Source organism: Actinomadura parmotrematis, assembly GCF_019458805.1.
GTDB classification, from domain to species: Bacteria; Actinomycetota; Actinomycetes; order Streptosporangiales; family Streptosporangiaceae; genus Spirillospora; species Spirillospora parmotrematis.
The window spans coordinates 49,610-66,152 of the sequence record NZ_JAIBOA010000004.1 but is presented as its reverse complement, the minus strand read 5'-3'; the positions used below and the strand labels follow the sequence as shown (position 1 = coordinate 66,152).

Annotated in this window: 18 protein-coding genes; 6 read left to right on the top strand and 12 right to left on the bottom strand. The window is 75.5% G+C overall.

What is annotated here, in order from left to right; genetic code table 11:
• Positions 1-37 precede the first annotated feature (37 nt).
• Positions 38-283 (top strand): hypothetical protein, encoded by a 246-nt coding sequence (locus K1Y72_RS07600; protein WP_220164644.1) that lies wholly within the window; start codon positions 38-40, stop codon positions 281-283.
• A gap of 58 nt (positions 284-341) precedes the next feature.
• Here K1Y72_RS07600 and K1Y72_RS07595 read toward each other — a convergent pair whose 3' ends face one another.
• The 3 genes from K1Y72_RS07595 to K1Y72_RS07585 are packed head-to-tail and all read right to left on the bottom strand — an operon-like array spanning position 342 to position 1,055.
• Positions 342-545 (bottom strand): hypothetical protein, encoded by a 204-nt coding sequence (locus K1Y72_RS07595; protein WP_220164642.1) that lies wholly within the window; start codon positions 543-545, stop codon positions 342-344.
• A 15-nt stretch (positions 546-560) separates the two neighbouring features.
• Complete coding sequence (locus K1Y72_RS07590; protein ID WP_220164641.1) at positions 561-788, bottom strand: hypothetical protein; 228 nt, start codon at positions 786-788, stop codon at positions 561-563.
• 24 nt (positions 789-812) lie between these two features.
• Positions 813-1,055 (bottom strand): hypothetical protein, encoded by a 243-nt coding sequence (locus K1Y72_RS07585; protein WP_220164639.1) that lies wholly within the window; start codon positions 1,053-1,055, stop codon positions 813-815.
• A gap of 97 nt (positions 1,056-1,152) precedes the next feature.
• Between K1Y72_RS07585 and K1Y72_RS07580 the strand changes: the two genes are divergently transcribed.
• Complete coding sequence (locus K1Y72_RS07580) at positions 1,153-1,413, top strand: GntR family transcriptional regulator (RefSeq protein WP_220164637.1); 261 nt, start codon at positions 1,153-1,155, stop codon at positions 1,411-1,413.
• 401 nt (positions 1,414-1,814) lie between these two features.
• Positions 1,815-2,714: a hypothetical protein gene (locus K1Y72_RS07575; protein WP_220164635.1), complete on the top strand. Its 900-nt coding sequence runs from the start codon at positions 1,815-1,817 to the stop codon at positions 2,712-2,714.
• A 13-nt stretch (positions 2,715-2,727) separates the two neighbouring features.
• Here K1Y72_RS07575 and K1Y72_RS07570 read toward each other — a convergent pair whose 3' ends face one another.
• Positions 2,728-4,071, bottom strand: coding sequence for a class I SAM-dependent RNA methyltransferase (locus tag K1Y72_RS07570; protein ID WP_220164633.1), 1,344 nt, complete (start codon positions 4,069-4,071; stop codon positions 2,728-2,730).
• On the bottom strand, positions 4,061-6,106 hold the full coding sequence (locus K1Y72_RS07565; protein WP_220164631.1) for an APC family permease: 2,046 nt from the start codon (positions 6,104-6,106) through the stop codon (positions 4,061-4,063). Before K1Y72_RS07565 ends, K1Y72_RS07570 begins: the two co-directional genes overlap by 11 nt.
• Before the next feature lie 194 nt (positions 6,107-6,300).
• Between K1Y72_RS07565 and K1Y72_RS07560 the strand changes: the two genes are divergently transcribed.
• Both K1Y72_RS07560 and K1Y72_RS07555 read left to right on the top strand, forming a co-directional pair.
• Positions 6,301-6,966 (top strand): potassium channel family protein, encoded by a 666-nt coding sequence (locus tag K1Y72_RS07560; RefSeq protein ID WP_220164629.1) that lies wholly within the window; start codon positions 6,301-6,303, stop codon positions 6,964-6,966.
• Positions 6,966-7,625, top strand: coding sequence for a potassium channel family protein (locus K1Y72_RS07555; RefSeq protein ID WP_220164627.1), 660 nt, complete (start codon positions 6,966-6,968; stop codon positions 7,623-7,625). Before K1Y72_RS07560 ends, K1Y72_RS07555 begins: the two co-directional genes overlap by 1 nt.
• A gap of 38 nt (positions 7,626-7,663) precedes the next feature.
• Here K1Y72_RS07555 and K1Y72_RS07550 read toward each other — a convergent pair whose 3' ends face one another.
• The 7 genes from K1Y72_RS07550 to K1Y72_RS07520 form a co-directional block, all read right to left on the bottom strand.
• On the bottom strand, positions 7,664-9,109 hold the full coding sequence (locus K1Y72_RS07550) for a hypothetical protein (protein ID WP_220164625.1): 1,446 nt from the start codon (positions 9,107-9,109) through the stop codon (positions 7,664-7,666).
• A 23-nt stretch (positions 9,110-9,132) separates the two neighbouring features.
• Positions 9,133-11,268 carry a serine/threonine-protein kinase gene (locus K1Y72_RS07545; protein WP_220164623.1) on the bottom strand — a complete coding sequence of 712 codons (2,136 nt, stop codon included), beginning with the start codon at positions 11,266-11,268 and terminating at the stop codon, positions 9,133-9,135.
• Positions 11,269-11,416: 148 nt separating this feature from the next.
• On the bottom strand, positions 11,417-12,211 hold the full coding sequence (locus tag K1Y72_RS07540) for a DUF3159 domain-containing protein (protein ID WP_372452847.1): 795 nt from the start codon (positions 12,209-12,211) through the stop codon (positions 11,417-11,419).
• 34 nt (positions 12,212-12,245) lie between these two features.
• A complete protein-coding gene (locus K1Y72_RS07535; protein WP_258572093.1) occupies positions 12,246-12,698 on the bottom strand; it encodes an OB-fold nucleic acid binding domain-containing protein in 453 nt (150 codons plus the stop codon).
• 58 nt (positions 12,699-12,756) lie between these two features.
• Complete coding sequence (locus K1Y72_RS07530) at positions 12,757-13,440, bottom strand: response regulator (RefSeq protein WP_220164621.1); 684 nt, start codon at positions 13,438-13,440, stop codon at positions 12,757-12,759.
• The gene (locus K1Y72_RS07525) at positions 13,437-14,828 is read right to left on the bottom strand and encodes a sensor histidine kinase (protein WP_220164619.1); all 1,392 of its coding nucleotides are present in this window, start codon (positions 14,826-14,828) and stop codon (positions 13,437-13,439) included. Before K1Y72_RS07525 ends, K1Y72_RS07530 begins: the two co-directional genes overlap by 4 nt.
• Before the next feature lie 69 nt (positions 14,829-14,897).
• Positions 14,898-15,683, bottom strand: coding sequence for a hypothetical protein (locus K1Y72_RS07520; RefSeq protein WP_220164617.1), 786 nt, complete (start codon positions 15,681-15,683; stop codon positions 14,898-14,900).
• 92 nt (positions 15,684-15,775) lie between these two features.
• On the opposite strand from K1Y72_RS07520, the gene K1Y72_RS07515 reads away from it, so the two are divergent.
• Entirely contained in the window at positions 15,776-16,489 is a 714-nt protein-coding gene (locus K1Y72_RS07515) for a VC0807 family protein (protein WP_220164615.1), read from the top strand.
• The last annotated feature ends 54 nt before the right edge of the window (positions 16,490-16,543 follow it).

The window sequence follows — 16,543 nt, the reverse complement described above, 5'->3', positions numbered from 1 at the left end:
GCGTCTAAGGAGATGTACGGGCCAGGGGGGATCACTCATGTCACTGCTGTACGAAACGCCTGCCGTCGCCGCCGAGGTGCTCCAGGGCACGGTCGAGGGCGACACCACCGAGGGCATCGCGAGCGACGACGCCGCGGCGCCGGCCTGGGCCGGCAAGCCCATCTCCGAACTGACCGCGGCCGAGGCCATCGACGTCCTCGCCTACATCGAGGCGCATCGGGTGGGTGACGAGACCATCGCGAAGGTCCTCGCCAACGTCCTGGTGAACCGCCACGCCGCCTGAGCGGCACCACCCCGCACGGCACGGCGCCGCCCGCCTCCCCGGAGGCGGGCGGCGCCGTTCACATTCCCCGCAGCCGCCCGGCCGCGACCAGATGCGCGTCCGGCACGTCCCCGACGAAGAACCGCTTCACCGCACCGGACGGCGCCCGCCCGCGCCACCACCCGTCGCCCTCGGTGTAGAAGGTCGCCACCACATCGCCGCCGGCGGCCTCGGTGAGGAAGTAGACCCCGCCCCCGGCGGGCGTCACCACGAGTTCCGTCAACGTCCGCGGCCTCCCTCACGGCCGCTCCCACGCCGCGGCCACCAGTTCGGCCAGCCGCGCCGGATGCGGCGCCTCGACCAGCGCGCCCCGGCCCCCGGCCCGCCCCGGCACGTAGGCCCAGCAGGAACCGGTGGCACTCCCCCGCCAGGCCCGCACCCCCGGGTACCACTCCTCGATCTCCCGCAGGACGTCGCCCCGCAGGCCCCGGTACGTCTCCCCCACCGCCGCCTCACCCGCTGTCACCCACGACTCGCCCGCGCGGCCCCATCACAGCCCGGCCAACCCGTTGCGCCCGATGCGCTCGGCCGCGCCGAGCATGAGGACGAGCTCGCGTTGCGCGTGGCAGATGATCGCCAGCTCGCCCGGATTGTTCGCGATCACCTCCTCCAGCGCGCCGCACCGGCGCTGGTAGTCCGTCAGCCGCCCGATCCGCCGAGCCCGCCACGAAACGGCGGCACTCGCCGGAACGACCACGTCCCAACCCCTGATGCGCAGCTCCCGCGAATTCATGACGCCAGGTTAAGACGGGTGTACTACCCCCGTCTACCCCCTACTAGCGATGCCCCTAGCTATCGCGCGCCATCCCTAGACACCTAACTTTGAGATCATGGAGCCTCTCGACCGGGAAGGACCGATCCCGCCGTACCGGCAGATCGCCGACCAGCTGCGCGCCCAGATCCAGAGCGGCGCGATACCTCCCGGCCGCCGCATCCCGTCGCTCGTCGAGATGGAACAGGTCTACGGCGTCGCCCGCGACACGCTGCGCAAGGCCGTCCAGGTGCTCAAGGACGAGGACCTCGTGGAGACCGTCACCGGCATGGGCATCTTCGTCAAGTCACCCGCAGCCGCCCCGCCCGCCGACCAGTAGGCGCGCACCCGGCCCCGGCACGACCGATGCGTCGGGCTCCGCCTTGCGGATCTTCATGCCGCGCGCTCTCGGTTGAGATGCGGCGTGTTGGCCTCCGTGGAGATCGAAAGAGGCCAACACGCCGCATCTCGACCTGAGGCGACCGGGTGGTCACGGGGTGGGGGCGGAGGGGTGGCCGGAAGCTGCCAGGCGAGGGGTCGCGGTGTGCCGGGCCGGTGGTGGGTGGGGTGAGCTGCGGGGGCGCGGGTCGCGGGCCGGGGACGGCGGCGGTGGCTCGGCCGGGCGGGGGTGGCCTGGGGGTGACGAGAGTGTGACGCGGCGTGGCGTTCCTTCTGGGCCTTGCGGATGCTGGGCTGAGCGGCGGCGGGGAGCGGCGCCGCGCCGGCGGACGAGGGGGTCCGATGATCGTGCTCGACGGGGACAAGGCGACCGAGAACAAGAAGGTCCCGTGGCATCACGTGGCGCTGAAGGACGGGTACGCGCCGTTCGACTGGGTGTCGTGGACCACCGACCTCGACGGCTACCGGGGGCGGATCCGCGCCGCCTACGACCCGAACCCGCCGGGCACGCTCGGGTTCGGCTACGAGGAGACGGCGGCGGCGTTCCTGCAGCGCCGGCCGGACGTGCGCAAGGTCTACCGCGCCATCCGCATCCGGTCGCAGTCCAAGAACCTCGCCAACGAGCTGGCCGAGGGCGCGCCCGTCGGCATCGAGCCGGAGGGCGGCTGGAGCGGCCTGTTCAGCGACCTGACGTCGGTGCTGGACCGGATGGCGGCCTACCAGCGGCTCGAGGCGTGGCCGCAGGACGTGCCGATCTTCGCCGCCAACCCGTACGCCCACGCGCTGCCCATCCAGCACGTGTCGGGCGACAACTACGCCACCCAGTACATCTCCACGGCGATCAGGAGCGCGCGGGCGCGGATCTGCAGCCTGACCTCCTACGCCTCGGGCACCAAGCGGATCCGGCGCGCCTACGAGTGGTCGCCGATCATCGAGATCGACCTGGCGCGGCTCGGCGACGACTGCCGGATCGTCGATCTCAGCACCGAGCAGCGGCGGCGGCTCGCCGGCTTCTTCCCGACGGACGGCCGGTCGCACACGGTCGGCAGCCTCGCCGAGTCCGACGGGGAGGTCCTGCTGACCGGGCGCGTGCCCGGGACCGCCGTGACCGGCTACGCCAACGCCGTCGCCGTCGTGACCATGGAGAAGGACGACCTGTACCAGGACGCCCGGAAGCACGACAGCGTCGTCACGTGGTCCAAGAACGACAAGTGGCGCCACCTCGCCGCGCTGCTCGGCTGAGCGGGGCCGGCGGCTAGCCCCTGACCAGGACGGCCAGGCACTCGACGTGCTGGGTCATCGGGAAGGCGTCGAAGGCGCGGAGGGACTCCAGGGTCCAGCCCTTCTCGCTGAAGTAGGCCAGGTCGCGGGCCAGCGTCGCCGGGTCGCAGGAGACGTAGGCGATCTTGCGGCCGGCGAGGTGCGCGATCCGGTCGACGACGGCCCGCCCCGCGCCCGCGCGGGGCGGGTCGAGGACGACGATGTCGGCGCCGCGGACGCGGGCGCCGCCGCGGTGGCCGGTGCCGCGCTTGTTCTGCGAGCGGCCCGAGCCGGGCGCGTCGGCGCGGCCGAACTCCAGGTCCTTGATGACCTCCTCGACCGGGCCGCGCTCGATCGCGACGTGCGGCAGGTCGCGCAGGTTGAACTTGGCGTCGCGGACGGCCTGCCCGTCGGACTCGACGCCGACGACGAGGCCGTCGCGGCCGACGCGGTCGGCGAGGACGCCGGCGAACAGGCCGACGCCGCAGTACAGGTCGAGGGCGATGTCGCCGGGCTTCGGTTCGAGGGCCTGCACGACGGCGTCGGCGAGGAGCTGCGCGGCGCCGGGGTGGACCTGCCAGAAGCCGCTGCCCGACACCTGGTACAGCCGCCCGGAGACCTCCTCGCGGACGTAGGGCAGGGCGGCGCCCGCCTCCGGCTTGCCGCGCACCAGGCGGACGGGGACGTCCAGGCGCGGGACGCGGGCGTTGCGGGAGCCGCGCAGCACGACGAGGCGGTCGCCGGTGGACGCCGACACGACGCCCTCGACCGACGACATGCGGGGCCAGCGCTTGCGCTCGATGCCCATCATCTCCACGCCCGGGTGCGCGATGAGGCACTCGTCGACGGGCTCGATGTCGTGGGAGCGGTGCTTGCGGAGGCCGATGACGCCGTCGTCGGCGGTGAACTGGACGCGGGTGCGCCAGCCGAGGCCGGGGTCGGGCGTCACCTCGTCGGAGACGGGGTAGGGCACCTCCTCGACCACGACGGTGCGGTCGATGCCGGCGAGGCGGGCGAGCTGCTCCCGCACCACGGCGGCCTTCAGGCGGCGCTGGGCGGGCAGCGAGGCGTGCTGCCAGTCGCAGCCGCCGCAGCGGCCGGGCCCGGCGAACGGGCAGGGCGCCGGGACGCGGTCGGGCGACGCCTCCAGGACCTCCTCGGCGTCGGCGCGCAGGAAGTTCCTGGTGACGTCGGTGATCCGCGCGCGGACCCGCTCACCGGGCAGGGAGTGCCGGACGAAGACCACGCGGCCCTCGTGCCGGGCGACGCAGAAGCCGCCGTTGGCGACGTTCTCCACGTCGAGGTCGAGCAGGTCTCCGGTGGCGGGATCAGTTGTCACGGTCCGAAACGATACCGCCACCGGGGACCTGCTCCGGGGGCAGAGCGCGCGGCGGGCGCCGCGAGGAGCCGGGGCCGGGCGGCTCGGCGCGGCCCTTCAGCCGGTCGGAGGAGTGCAGCTGCCAGGCGACGCTGGTGACCATGACGCCCGGCTGGTACAGCAGCCGGCCCTTCAGGCGCAGCGCCGACTGGTTGTGCAGGAGCTGCTCCCACCAGTGGCCGACGACGTACTCGGGGATGAAGACGGTGACGACGTCGCGGGGGCTCTTGCGGCGCACGCCCTTGACGTACTTGAGCACCGGCCGGGTGATCTCCCGGTACGGGGAGTCGAGGATCTTCAGCGGGACGGGGATGTCGAGGGCGTCCCACTCCTCCTGGAGGCGCCGCGACTCCTCGGCGTCGACCGCGACCGTGACGGCCTCCAGGGTGGAGGGGCGGGTGGCGCGGGCGTAGGCGAGCGCCCGCAGCGTCGGCTTGTGGATCTTGGAGACGAGGACGACGGCGTGGTTGCGGGCGGGCAGCGCCACGTCCTCGCCGGACGGCTCCAGCTCGACCGCGACGCGGTCGTAGTGCCGGCGGATCGCCTTCATCATCAGGAACAGCACCGGCATCGCGATGACGACGATGTAGGCGCCGAGCAGGAACTTGGTGACGAGCACGACGACGAGGACGACGCCGGTGAGGACCGCGCCGAACCCGTTGATGCCGCGCGAGACCCTCATCCGGCGGCGCTGCACGGGGTCGGCCTCGGTGGCCAGGAGCCGGTTCCAGTGCCGGACCATGCCGACCTGGCTGACGGTGAAGGAGACGAACACCCCGACGGTGTAGAGCGGGATGAGGCGGCTCACCGACGCGTCGTAGGCGTAGATCAGCAGCCCGGCCATGGTGGCGAGGATGATGATGCCGTTGCTGAAGGCGAGCCGGTCGCCGCGGGTGTGGAGCTGGCGCGGCAGGTAGCGGTTCTGGGCGAGCACCGAGCCGAGCACCGGGAAGCCGTTGAAGGCGGTGTTGGCGGCCAGGAACAGGATGAGCGCGGTCATGACGGCGACGAGCGCGAAGCCGGGGCTGAAGTTGCTGAACACCGTGTGCGCGACCTGGGCGATCACCGGATCGGCGTCGGTGACCTCCTTGCCGGTGTGCGGGTCGAACAGGTGGCTGCCCTGGTCGGGCTCGGCGAACTTGGCGTGCGTGACGTAGGCGAGGGCGGTGACGCCGCCGAACATCGTCATGGCGACGGCGCCGAGCATGAGGAGCGTCGCGGCGGCGTTCTCGCCCTTGGGCTTCTTGAACGCCGGGACGCCGTTGCTGATGGCCTCGACGCCGGTGAGCGCGGCGCAGCCGGAGGAGAAGGCGCGCAGCAGCAGGAAGACGAGGGCGAAGCCGGTGGCGTTCATCTCGTCGCCCTTGATCACCAGGTGGGCGGTCTCGGCCTGCAGGTCGGCGCCGAACAGCAGCCGCACCCCGCCCCAGACGAGCATCACCACGATGGCGAACATGAACAGGAACGTCGGGATCGCGAACGCGATGCCGGCCTCCTTCAGGCCGCGCAGGTTCGCGATCGTCAGCAGCGCCACGATGGCGAGCGCGACGACGACCTCGTGCGGCTGCAGGAACTTCAGCAGCGCGCCGAGGTTCTCCACCCCCGACGACACCGACACCGCGACCGTCATGACGTAGTCGACGAGCAGGGCGCTGGCGACGACGACGCCCCAGTTGCTCCCCAGGTTCTCGGTGGCGACCTCGAAGTCGCCGCCGCCGCTCTGGTAGGCGCGCACGTTCTGGCGGTAGGACGCGACGACGGTGAGCAGGATCACGACGACGGCGAGCGCGATCCAGGGCGTGTAGGAGTACATCACCAGGCCGCCGACGCCGAGCGCGAGCAGGATCTCCTGCGGCGCGTAGGCGACCGACGACAGGGCGTCGCTGGCGAAGATGGGCAGTGCGATGCGCTTGGGCAGCAACTGCTCGTGCTGCTGGGCGCTGCGCAGGGCGCGGCCCAGCAGCAGCCGCTTCACGAGGTCCGGAACGTTCGGCACGGACGAGACTCTAGCCCGTCGCCCCGGAGGCCCCATGGCGCCCCTGTCCCGGTCCGCGCCGTGTCGCGCGGGAACCTCCCCGGCGGCTGCGACGTCCCTGGTTGGGTAGTACTCGCCTGGGCGGATGTGTAGTTTTGCAGCCCGAACGGATCATCACTGCGAGCGATCCTCGGGCAGCCGGGGAAGGGACGGCCGTGCATATCGTGATCATGGGATGCGGGCGGGTCGGGTCGACCCTGGCCCACATCCTGGAGGACAAGGGCCACTCGGTGGCCATCATCGACCAGAGCCCGGAGGCGTTCCGGCGGCTGCGCAGCGGGTTCAAGGGCCGCCGGGTCACCGGGTTCGGGTTCGACCGCGACGTGATCGCCGAGGCCGGGATCGAGCGGGCCGCGGCGTTCGTCGCGGTGTCCAGCGGTGACAACTCCAACATCATCTCCGCCCGGGTGGCCCGCGAGACCTTCGGCGTCGACAACGTGGTGGCGCGCATCTACGACCCCCGGCGCGCCGAGGTCTACCAGCGGCTCGGCATCCCGACGGTGGCGACGGTGCGCTGGACCGCCGACCAGATCCTGCGCCGGCTGCTGCCCGAGGGCGCCGAGCCGCTCTGGCGCGACCCGACCGGGCAGGTGGTGCTCGCCGAGATCGACACCGGCGACCGCTGGGTCGGCGCGAAGGTCGCCGACCTGGAGGAGGCCGCCGGGACCCGCGTCGCGTTCCTCACCCGGATGGGCGAGGCGCTCGTCCCCGCCGGGTCCACGGTCGTGCAGGACGGCGACATCGTGCACCTGATGGCCCGCGCCGACGACCTCGAACGGATCAACACCGCGCTCGCGGCGCGGACGGAGGAGGGCGCCTGATGCGCGTCGCGATCGCCGGAGCCGGGGCCGTCGGCCGCTCCATCGCCCAGGAGCTGCTGGAGAACGGCCACGAGATCCTGCTCATCGACAAGAGCCCGAAGGCCATCAAGGTCGAGATGGTGCCGCGGGCCGAGTGGCTGCTCGCCGACGCCTGCGAGATCGCCTCGCTGGACGACGCCGCGCTGGAGCGCTGCCAGGTCGTCGTCGCCTCCACCGGCGACGACAAGGCCAACCTGGTGGTGTCGCTGCTCGCCAAGACCGAGTACGGGGTGCCGCGGGTCGTCGCCCGCATCAACCACCCGAAGAACGAGTGGCTGTTCAACGAATCGTGGGGCGTGGACGTCGCGGTGTCCACCCCGCGGCTGCTGTCGGCGCTGGTCGAGGAGGCCGTCAGCGTCGGCGACCTGGTCCGGCTGATGACGTTCCGGCAGGGCGAGGCGAACCTGGTGGAGCTGACGCTGCCCGAGGACGCGCCGCTCGGCGGCGAGCGCGTCGGGTCGGTGGCGTGGCCGCGCGACACCGCGCTCGTGGCGATCCTGCGCGAGGGCCGGGTGCTCGTGCCGAGCGCCGACGACACCCTGGAGCCCGGCGACGAGCTGCTGTTCGTCGCCAGCCAGGACGTCGAGGACGAGCTGGCGGAGCTCCTCAACTCCCGCTGACGCCTGCGGCCGCGCCCTGTGATCGGGGCGCGGCCGTCTCAGCGGTACTCGGCGAGCCGGGGCCGGATCCCGGCGACGGCGAGGGCGGCGACCAGGACCGCGCCGGCGAGCGGCGGCGGCGTCCAGCCGTCCGCGAGGCCCGCCGCCGACCGCAGGCCGCCGTCCACGCGCGCATGGTGCTCGGCCAGCAGGTCGGTGAGCGCCTTGTCGTAGGGGAAGGCGCCCTGGCCGCGCCGGGCGGCCTCGTCGTCCGCGCGGAGCTGCGCCTCGATCGCCTCCCGCTCCTTGCCGCGGTCGGCCAGCAGCCGGGCCGCGCGTTCGGCGCGGGCGGTGCCCGCCATGCCGCGCAGCAGCGCCAGCGCCCTCGGCTGCTCGGGGGACGAGCGCAACGCGCGCATGACGTCGCCCGCCTCCCCGCTGAAAGCCCCGTAGGGATCGGCGTCCCAGACGCCGGGATCCCCCGCGTCCTCCACGAGCTGCCAGTAGGCGAACCCCGCGACCGGGGAGTCCAGCATCCTCTTCCACGCCGCGGTGTACTGGGCGTCGCTCTCGGCGCGCCGCTGCGGGTCCAGCAGGTAGCGGGCCTGCGCGGCCTCGGCGGCGTGGGCGTCCTCCCGGGCCGCCGCGAGGCCCCGCGCGATGTGGCCGCGCTCGTGCCGGACCTCCCCCAGCCGGTGCGCCGCGACGGCGCCGGACGCCGCCGCCCCCACCGCCAGCACGACGGCGACGGCGGTCGCGGCGATCAGCGGCGGGTTGGCCAGCCGGTGCTGGCGGCGGACGAGGGCGACCTGGGCGAGCACCAGCGCGAGGACGAGGCCGGTGCCGGTGGCGACGGTGAACGCGACGGTGCGGTGCGCGGTGGTCCGGGCGGCGGCGGTCCCGTCGTCCAGCCGGAGCGCGTCGGCGCCGGCGAGGCGCGCCGTCGCGGGCATGAGGGTGCCGTTCAGCAGGTCCACCGTCCCGCGATAGGCGGCCAGGACGGCGGGTGGCGCCTTGCCCTCGGCGTGCGCGGCCTGCTCGTCGAGCAGCAGCGTCCGGGCGGCGGCGTCCTGGTAGCGCAGCAGCGCGTCCAGCAGGCCGTCCAGCTCGCGCTGCACGGCCCGCTCGCCGGACGCCGCGCCCTGGAGGCGTTGCAGGTCGGCGGCGGCCGCCGCCCGCGCGGTGGCGAAGGCCGCGCGCGGGCCGGGTCCGTCCCCCCGGTGGTCGGTGCCGGTCAGGAGGGCGGTGGCGAGGGCGCCGTCCATCGCGGCGAGCCGGACGCGCAGGTCGCTGACGGCGGCCGCCCGCGCGGCGAGGGTGCGGGCGCGGCCGGTGTCCCCGGACGTCCCGGCGGCGCCGGTCGCGGCGGCCGTCCCGAAGAGCAGGGCGGCGACGACGGCGAGGGCGGCCGCCGCCCGCAGCAGGACGGGCGTGCTCACCTCCCGCCGGTCCGGCCGCGGCGGCACGGCCGGCAGCACGTCGGGGAGGTCCAGTCCGGTGGTCATGGCGATCTCGCCTCTTCCGGGGGTCAGCGCAGCGTGTGGGGGCGGGCGGAGTTGGCCAGCTCGACGAGGGCGAGCCGCCGGGCGGCGTCGTCGGTGGTGCGGGCCAGCGAGCGGTAGCAGCGTTCCAGGCCGAACCCGAGGTCGCGTTCGGTGAGCGGGACGCCGAGCACCGCCGTCCCGGCGGGCGGCGCCCCCTGGGCGCGGACGTAGCCGAGCGCCGCCGTCAGGACGAGCGCGGTGGCGCGGAGGCGCCGGCCGTCGTCCAGGTCCAGCGCCGCCACCCGCGTCCCGCAGTCGGCGAGCTCGGACAGGTTGAGCGCGGCCGGGTCGCGGCCCTTCAGGCGGGCGACGACCGCGCCGAGCTGGGCCTCGGCGTGGTGGCGCGACAGCGGCGGCACCGCCAGCAGCGCGTCGACGGCGGCGTAGCGGTCGCCGAGGGCGAAGCGGACGCGGGCGAGGCCGAACCCGGCGCTCGGCAGGTTCCGGTCGGTGGTCCAGACCCGCTCGTAGCAGGGTTCGGCGTCGGAGGCGCGGGTGCGCAGCTCGGCGCAGAGTCCGAGGGCGAGGCTCGGCACGAGCTCGCCGGGCAGCAGCGCGCGGACGGCGGCGAACCCGTCGGCGGCGGTGCCCGCCGCGCCGCGGGCGAGGTCGGCGAGCGCGCCGTACCAGAGGGTGCGCCAGTCCCGCGGCAGGCCGTCGAGGATCCTGCGGGCCCCGGCGGTGTCGCCGAGGACCAGGCGGGCGTGCGCGAGGCTCTGCCGCACCTCGGTGGAGTCGACGTGCGCCCCGTCCAGCGCCGACACGATCTCGGCGGGGGTCGCGGCGGCCAGCGACGCCAGGTAGGCGGCGGCCGGGTCGTCCTCGTCGGGCAGCGGGCGCGGGAGCGCGGCCGCCAGGTCCGCCGGGGACGGCAGCGCCCCGGCGCGGGCGCCCGGCGCCCGCGTCTCGGGGCCGAAGCGGGCGGACGGCGCGGGGACCGGCCGGTCCTCCTCGGCGGCCAGCACCTCGCGCAGCACCCCGGCGGTCTGCTCGGCCATCTCGGCGGCCGAGGCGAACCGCGCGGCCGGGTCGGGGTGGGTGGCGCGGCGCAGCAGCAGGTCGAACGACTCGTGGCGGGCCAGCAGCGGCACCCGGTCGCGGTCCGGCAGGGAGTGCCGGTAGAGGCCGGTGAAGCCGGCGAACTCGAACGCGAGGACGGCCATCGTCCGCCCGACGGTGTACAGGTCGGACGCCACGCTCGGCGCCTCGTCGCCGATCTCGGGGGCCTGGAAGCCGGCGGTGCCGTAGATCGCGCCGTCCTCGTCGCCGATGCGGCGGACGCCGCCAAGGTCGATCAGCCGCAGCTCGGTGCCGCACTGGACGGCGTTGGCGGGCTTGAAGTCGCAGTACAGCAGGCCCCGCTCGTGCAGGTGGCCGAGCGCGCCGAGCGCGTCCAGGGCGTGGGCGAGGACCTGCGGGAGCGGCAGCGGCCCGCCGGTCGCCGCCCGGTGCGCCACCGCGAGGTCGCGGAGCGAGCGGCCGCCCGCGTACTCCATGACGATGTGGCCGTCGCCGGCGTGCCGCACGAAGTTGTAGATCTTGACGATGCCGGGGTGCTCGACCTCGGCGAGCACCCGCCGCTCGGCCGCGGCGGCGGCGAGCGCGTCGGCGTCGCCGGTGTCGCGGAGGCCCTTCAGCACCACCCAGCGGTCGGCGACGTGCCGGTCGCGCGCCAGGTAGACCCAGCCGAGGCCGCCGTGCGCGAGGCAGCCCGCCACCTCGTACTGGCCCGCGACGAGGTCGCCGCGCCGCAGGCGGGGCGCGAAGGAGTAGGGGGCGCGGCACCTGCCGCAGAACCCCTCGGTGCGGCCGGGGGCGCCGCCCTGCCCTCGCCCGACCGGCGCGTCGCAGCGGCCGCAGAACCGGCGGGCCTCGGGGACGTGCGGATCGGCGAGGACGGCGTCCTCGGGATCCTGCGGCGGGACGACCGGCATCCGCACCAGCGCGCGGGCGGGACCGGTGTTCCAGGGACGGGGCGCGGCGGCGCGGACCGGTTCGGGAGCGCGCGGCCGGGGCGGGGCGGCGGCGGGCCGCGTCGGCGGCGCGCCGCAGACCACGCAGTAGCCGTCCTCGATCGCGCCGGTGCAGCCGGTGGTGCCACAGCGGGTGGCCAGGTCCATCACGCCTCATCGCCCTCGAACGACGCCGAATGACTCGCCGACCAGACTTCCCGGCACACCTGGGACGAGCGTAGCCCCGCACATGATCACACGCGCGGCCGCATCCGGCCAGCACGGCCAGCACGGGCGGGGCGGGCGGGGCGGCGGGTCAGGCGGTCTCGCGGCTCCGCATCGGGGTGCGGCCGCGGGCGAGCAGCCAGACCATCGCGGCGAGCGAGGCGACCTGCAGCGGCCAGCCCATGGCGATCTTGGCGATGCCGAGCGGGCCGGCCTGGTCGCCGGCGGCGAGCCAGATCGGGTACTGCACCGCGACCCGCAGCACGCACGGCAGCACGAGCAGCCAGGTGAGGCGCGAGCAGAGCCGGACGACGCCCGGGTCGCCCCGCCAGGCCGTCGGGTCGCCGGTGACCGAGCCGATGATGAACCCCACGACCGGCCAGCGCACCAGGATCGAGAAGATCATCGCGACGCCGTAGCCGGCGTTCAGCAGGATGCCGGGCAGGAAGGCGTCCTCGGCCTTGCCCGAGCGGAGCGCGAAGAACGCCGCGATGCCGATGCCGACCAGGCTGTTCAGCGCGAACTGCGGGGTGGAGCGCTGCGCCAGCCGGACCGCCAGCAGCACCACGCAGGCCGCCACCCCGACGATCACCGCGAGCTTGACCTGGTGCGCGGCGAGGTAGGTGGCGGTGAAGCCGATCGTCGGCACGGCCGCCTCGACCATGCCGCGGACGCCGCCGAGCGCCTTGGTGAGCTGGGCGCGGACGGCCGCCTCCACGGTGTCGTGGGCGGCCTCCTCTGCGGACTCCTCGGCGGACTCCGCGCGGGCCTCCTCGTGCTCGCGGACGGCGGCGCGCAGCTCGGCGTCCGCCGCAGCGGCGCCGTCCGCGCCCGTCGCGGCGCCCTGCGCGCCGTCGCGCGCGGCCTCGTCGTCCACCGATGTCACCCGGTTCCCCTCGTCGCCCTCGTGCGGACCCCGATCAGGAACCGCCGCGCAGCTCGTACCGGGGATTGAACATGACCTTGCGGCCGTCCTGGAGGCTGACCAGGCCCTCGGCGCGCAGCCGGCGGCCCGGCTCGATGCCGGCGATGCGGCGGCGGCCGAGCCAGACCAGGTTGACCACGTCGGTGCCGTCGTAGAGCTCGGCCTCCAGCGCCGGCGCCCCGCCCCGGGGGCGCAGCGTCACGGTACGCAGCGTACCCGCCACGCAGTTGCGGGTCCGCTCGCCGCACCCGGCGATGGGCGTGGCGCCCTCCTTGCCGGTGTCCTGCTGGAGCTCCTCGGCCTCCAGCTCGCTCTTGGTCGAGGTCATCCGCCGCAGGAAGCGCTTCAACCCGCCGCCGCGGCCCGCCCCGGTGTCCGCGCCGGCGTCCGGCCCCGGCGCGCCGGGGTCGGTGGTCTGCTGCACGGCCGTCGCCGGCGCCTCGTCCATGTCTGGCACTTTAAGGCATGGCGCGCCGAACGTAACCGCCCGGCGGAGGGGGTTCGCGTCACCCCCCGGGCGCCTCGAACCGGTAGCCCATCCCCGGCTCGGTGATCAGGTGGCGGGGGTGGGCGGGGTCGGGCTCCAGCTTGCGGCGCAGCCCGGCGAGGTAGACCCGCAGGTAGTTGGTCTCCTTCTCGTAGGACGGCCCCCACACCTCGCGCAGCAGCTGCCGCTGCCCGACGAGCCGCCCGGCGTTGCGGACCAGCACCTCCAGGACGTGCCACTCGGTCGGGGTGAGCCGCACCTCGGCGCCGTCCCGGACGACCTTGCGGGCGGCCAGGTCCACGGTGAACTCCGGCGTCACCACGACGGGGCCCTCCTCGGCGGGGGCGGCGCGGCGGACCGCGGCGCGCAGCCGGGCGAGCAGCTCGTCCATGCCGAACGGCTTGGTGACGTAGTCGTCGGCGCCCGCGTCCAGGGCGGCGACCTTCTCGGCCGAGGCGTGCCGGGCCGACAGCACGATGATCGGGGCGGTGAGCCAGCCGCGCAGCCCGGCGATGACCTCGCCGCCGTCCAGGTCGGGCAGCCCGAGGTCGAGCAGCACCACGTCGGGGCGGTGCCGGGCGGCGAGCTCCAGCGCGGTGCGGCCGTCGGGCGCGGCGTCCACCTCGTAGCCGCGGGCCCGCAGGTTGATGCGGAGGGCCCGGACGATCTGCGGCTCGTCGTCGACCACCAGCACGCGGGTCACGGCGCCCCTCCCGGCAACTCGAAGACCATGGTGAGGCCGCCGCCGGGGGTGGCGGCGGCGGTGAGGGCGCCGCCCATCGCCTCGGTGAGGCCGCGGGCGACGGCGAGGCCGAGCCCGACGCCGTCGCCGCGCGGCACGTCGCCGAGCCGCTGGAACGGCGCGAACATCGCGGCCCGGTCGGCGGCGGGGACGCCGGGCCCGTGGTCGGCGACGGTGATCGCCACCCGGCCGCCCGGCGCGGCCGCGGCGGCGAGCTCCACCGGCGCGGCGCCGCCGTTGTGGCGGACGGCGTTCTCGGCGACGTTGGCGAGCGCCCGCTCCAGCAGCCCGGCGTCGGCGAGGACCGGCGGCAGGTCCGCCGGGACGTCCACCGCGACCGTGCCGCGCGGGACGCCGGCGAGCGCGGCGGGCAGCACGTCCAGCAGGTCGACGGGGGCGAGCTGCGGGGTGACGACGCCGGTGCGCAGCCGGCTCATGTCGAGCAGGTTCCCGATCAGGCCGTCCAGCCGGTCGGCGGACTCCTCGGCGGAGGCGAGCAGCTCGGCCTCGTCGGCGGGGTCGAAGGCGACGTCGCCGGCGCGCAGGCCGCTCACCGCCGCCTTGATCGTGGCGAGCGGGGTGCGCAGGTCGTGGGAGACGGCCGCCAGCAGCGCGGTGCGGACCCGGTCGCCCTCCTCCAGGCGGCGGACGCGGTCGGCCTCCTCGGCGAGGCGGCGCCACTCCAGGACGTCCTCGGCGCGGGCGGCGAACGCGGCGAGGACGCGGCGCCCGGCGGCGCCGCGCACCGGGCCGGACAGGGCGAGGACGGCGCCGCGCCCGGCGCGCGCGGTCGTCCCGGCCTCCTCCGGGGCGGCGGCGGGGTCCTCGCCGGCGGCGCCCGCGACCGTCCAGCCGTCGCCGTCCGGGACCAGCAGCGCGACCGCCCGCACGTCGAAGGTGTCGCGGACGCGCTCCAGCAGCGCGGGGAGGGCGTTCTCGCCGCGCAGCACGGTGGTGGCGAGCATCGCGAGGGTGGCGGCCTCGGCCCCCGCCCGCGCGGCCTGGCGGGTGCGGCGGGCGGCGAGGTCCACGACCGACGACACCGCGACCGCGACGGCCACGAACACCAGCAGCCCGACGAGGTTGGCGGGCCGCCCGATCGTCAGGGTGTGCAGCGGCGGGGTGAGGAACCAGTTGGCGAGCAGGAACCCGAGGACGGCTGCGGCGACGGCGGGCCAGAGGCCGCCCGCGAGCGCGACGACGACGGTGAGGGCGAGGAACAGCAGCAGGTCGGTGGCGAGCGCATCGCGCGGCAGCGCCAGGGCGAGCAGGACGGGCCCGGCCGCCGCCAGCGTCCAGCCGAGCGCCCGGCGGCGGGCGCCGAGCGGGCTGCCCGCGATGCGCACCACGCGCCCCTCCCCAGTGATCGTCCCCCGCTGCCGAGTATGGCGCAGCAGGTCGGAGCGCGGGACGGGGGGTCAGCGGCTCGCCGCCACGACCTCCCCCACGTACCGGGCGACGGGCGGGCCGAAGTGCCGGGCGGCGGCCCCGACCGCCTCCAGCAGGGCGGGCAGCGGCCAGCCGTCCGGCAGCAGCTCGGCGGGGAGCCGCGGCGGCGTGCGCAGGGTGTCGACGAGCGCGCCGCCGAACAGGGCGGTGTAGGCGGCGAGCCCCTCGGGCGAGGGGCCCGGCGGGTCGGGGGCGGCGCGGACGGCGGCGGTGAGCCGGGCCGCGTGGTCGCGGTAGCGGCGCTCCAGGACGGGCAGCTCCCAGGCGCGGCGGGCGACCGCGACGGCGTCCGCGAGGTCCAGCTCGACGCGGCCGTGCAGCACGGTCCCGGCGGGCGGCTCGGCGCCGAGCTCGGCGGCGAGGGCGTCGCGGGCGTCCACCGGGGAGATCAGCACGCCGGGCTGCATCAGGCCGTAGCGGGCGAGGGTCGCGGCGCGGCGCAGCCGGTCGCGGTAGGCGCGGTGCGCCTCGGGGACGCTGTAGAAGAGCGCGTGGAAGCCGCCGTCCCAGGGCGGCTGGGCCGGCCGGGCGCCGTCCCTGATCTGCCGGAACGCCTGCAGGAACGGGCCGGCCATCCGGTAGTCGGCGCCGCGCCCGCGCGGGGTGGCGGCGAGCAGGCCGTCGCGGCGCATCCGGGCGAGGAGCGAACGGGCGGCGCCCGGGGTCAGCCCCAGGTCGCCGAGCAGGCGGACGAGCGCGACGCCCGGCAGCTCCTCGCGGCCGGCAACGCCGAACAGGAACGGCACAAGCGCCACACCCGCGCCCCGCGAGGCGTTCACGCCGGACCGCCGTCCTGTTACGCTCTCACTCACGATCGTGAGCTTATCCGACACATAAGGGGTTCCGGATGGCCGACACCGCGCCCGGGCAGGGCAGGTCCTGGATCGCCGCCCTCGCGCCGCCGCTGCTGTTCGGCGTGGTGCTGCCGTTCGCCACCTACCCCCTGCTGAAGGGCCAGGGCCTCGGCGAGGTGCAGGCGCTGCTGCTGATCTCGCTCTGGCCGGCGGTCGAGACGCTCGGCCATGCGGCGGTCAAGCGGCGCGTCGACGAGTTCGGGGTGCTCATGCTCGTCCTGCTGCTGCTCGGCGCGCTCAGCGCCGTCGCCTACAACTCGACGCGGCTGCTGTTCCTCAAGGACTCGGCGATCACCGGGCTGCTCGGCCTCGCCTACCTCGGCAGCCTGGCGCTGCCCCGGCCGCTGATGTTCTACCTCGGCCGCAAGTTCGCCACCGGCGGCACCGCCGGGGGCGTCGCCGCCTGGAACGACCTGTGGCGGTACCCGGGGTTCCGGCGCGCGCAGTACCTGCTGACGCTGGTGTGGGGGCTCGCCTTCGTCGCCGAGGCCGCGGTGCGCGTCCCGCTCGCCTGGCTGCTGCCGACCGGCGCGATGGTGCTGGTCGGCAACCTGCTGCCGTTCGCGGTGGTCGCCGCGCTGGTCACCTGGACGATCTCGGTCGCCAAGAAGGGCCGCGCCCGCGCCGCCGCCGCGCAGGCCGAGGCGCAGGCCGAGGCGCAGGCCGCCGCGCCCGACCCCGCGGACGGCGCGCCGCAGGTCGCCTGACCCCGGCCGTCACCGGATCGATATCCGGCGAGTTCTCCGGTCCGCCCGCTCCGG

Coding starts and splice junctions, on each gene's coding strand:
- K1Y72_RS07550 (WP_220164625.1), bottom strand. CDS start 9,109: ATGACCACCGGACTGGACCTCCCCGACGTGCTGCCGGCCGTGCCGCCG.
- K1Y72_RS07515 (WP_220164615.1), top strand. CDS start 15,776: ATGGCCGACACCGCGCCCGGGCAGGGCAGGTCCTGGATCGCCGCCCTC.
- K1Y72_RS07600 (WP_220164644.1), top strand. CDS start 38: ATGTCACTGCTGTACGAAACGCCTGCCGTCGCCGCCGAGGTGCTCCAG.
- K1Y72_RS07580 (WP_220164637.1), top strand. CDS start 1,153: ATGGAGCCTCTCGACCGGGAAGGACCGATCCCGCCGTACCGGCAGATC.
- K1Y72_RS07575 (WP_220164635.1), top strand. CDS start 1,815: ATGATCGTGCTCGACGGGGACAAGGCGACCGAGAACAAGAAGGTCCCG.
- K1Y72_RS07535 (WP_258572093.1), bottom strand. CDS start 12,698: ATGGACGAGGCGCCGGCGACGGCCGTGCAGCAGACCACCGACCCCGGC.
- K1Y72_RS07585 (WP_220164639.1), bottom strand. CDS start 1,055: ATGAATTCGCGGGAGCTGCGCATCAGGGGTTGGGACGTGGTCGTTCCG.
- K1Y72_RS07555 (WP_220164627.1), top strand. CDS start 6,966: ATGCGCGTCGCGATCGCCGGAGCCGGGGCCGTCGGCCGCTCCATCGCC.
- K1Y72_RS07545 (WP_220164623.1), bottom strand. CDS start 11,268: ATGGACCTGGCCACCCGCTGTGGCACCACCGGCTGCACCGGCGCGATC.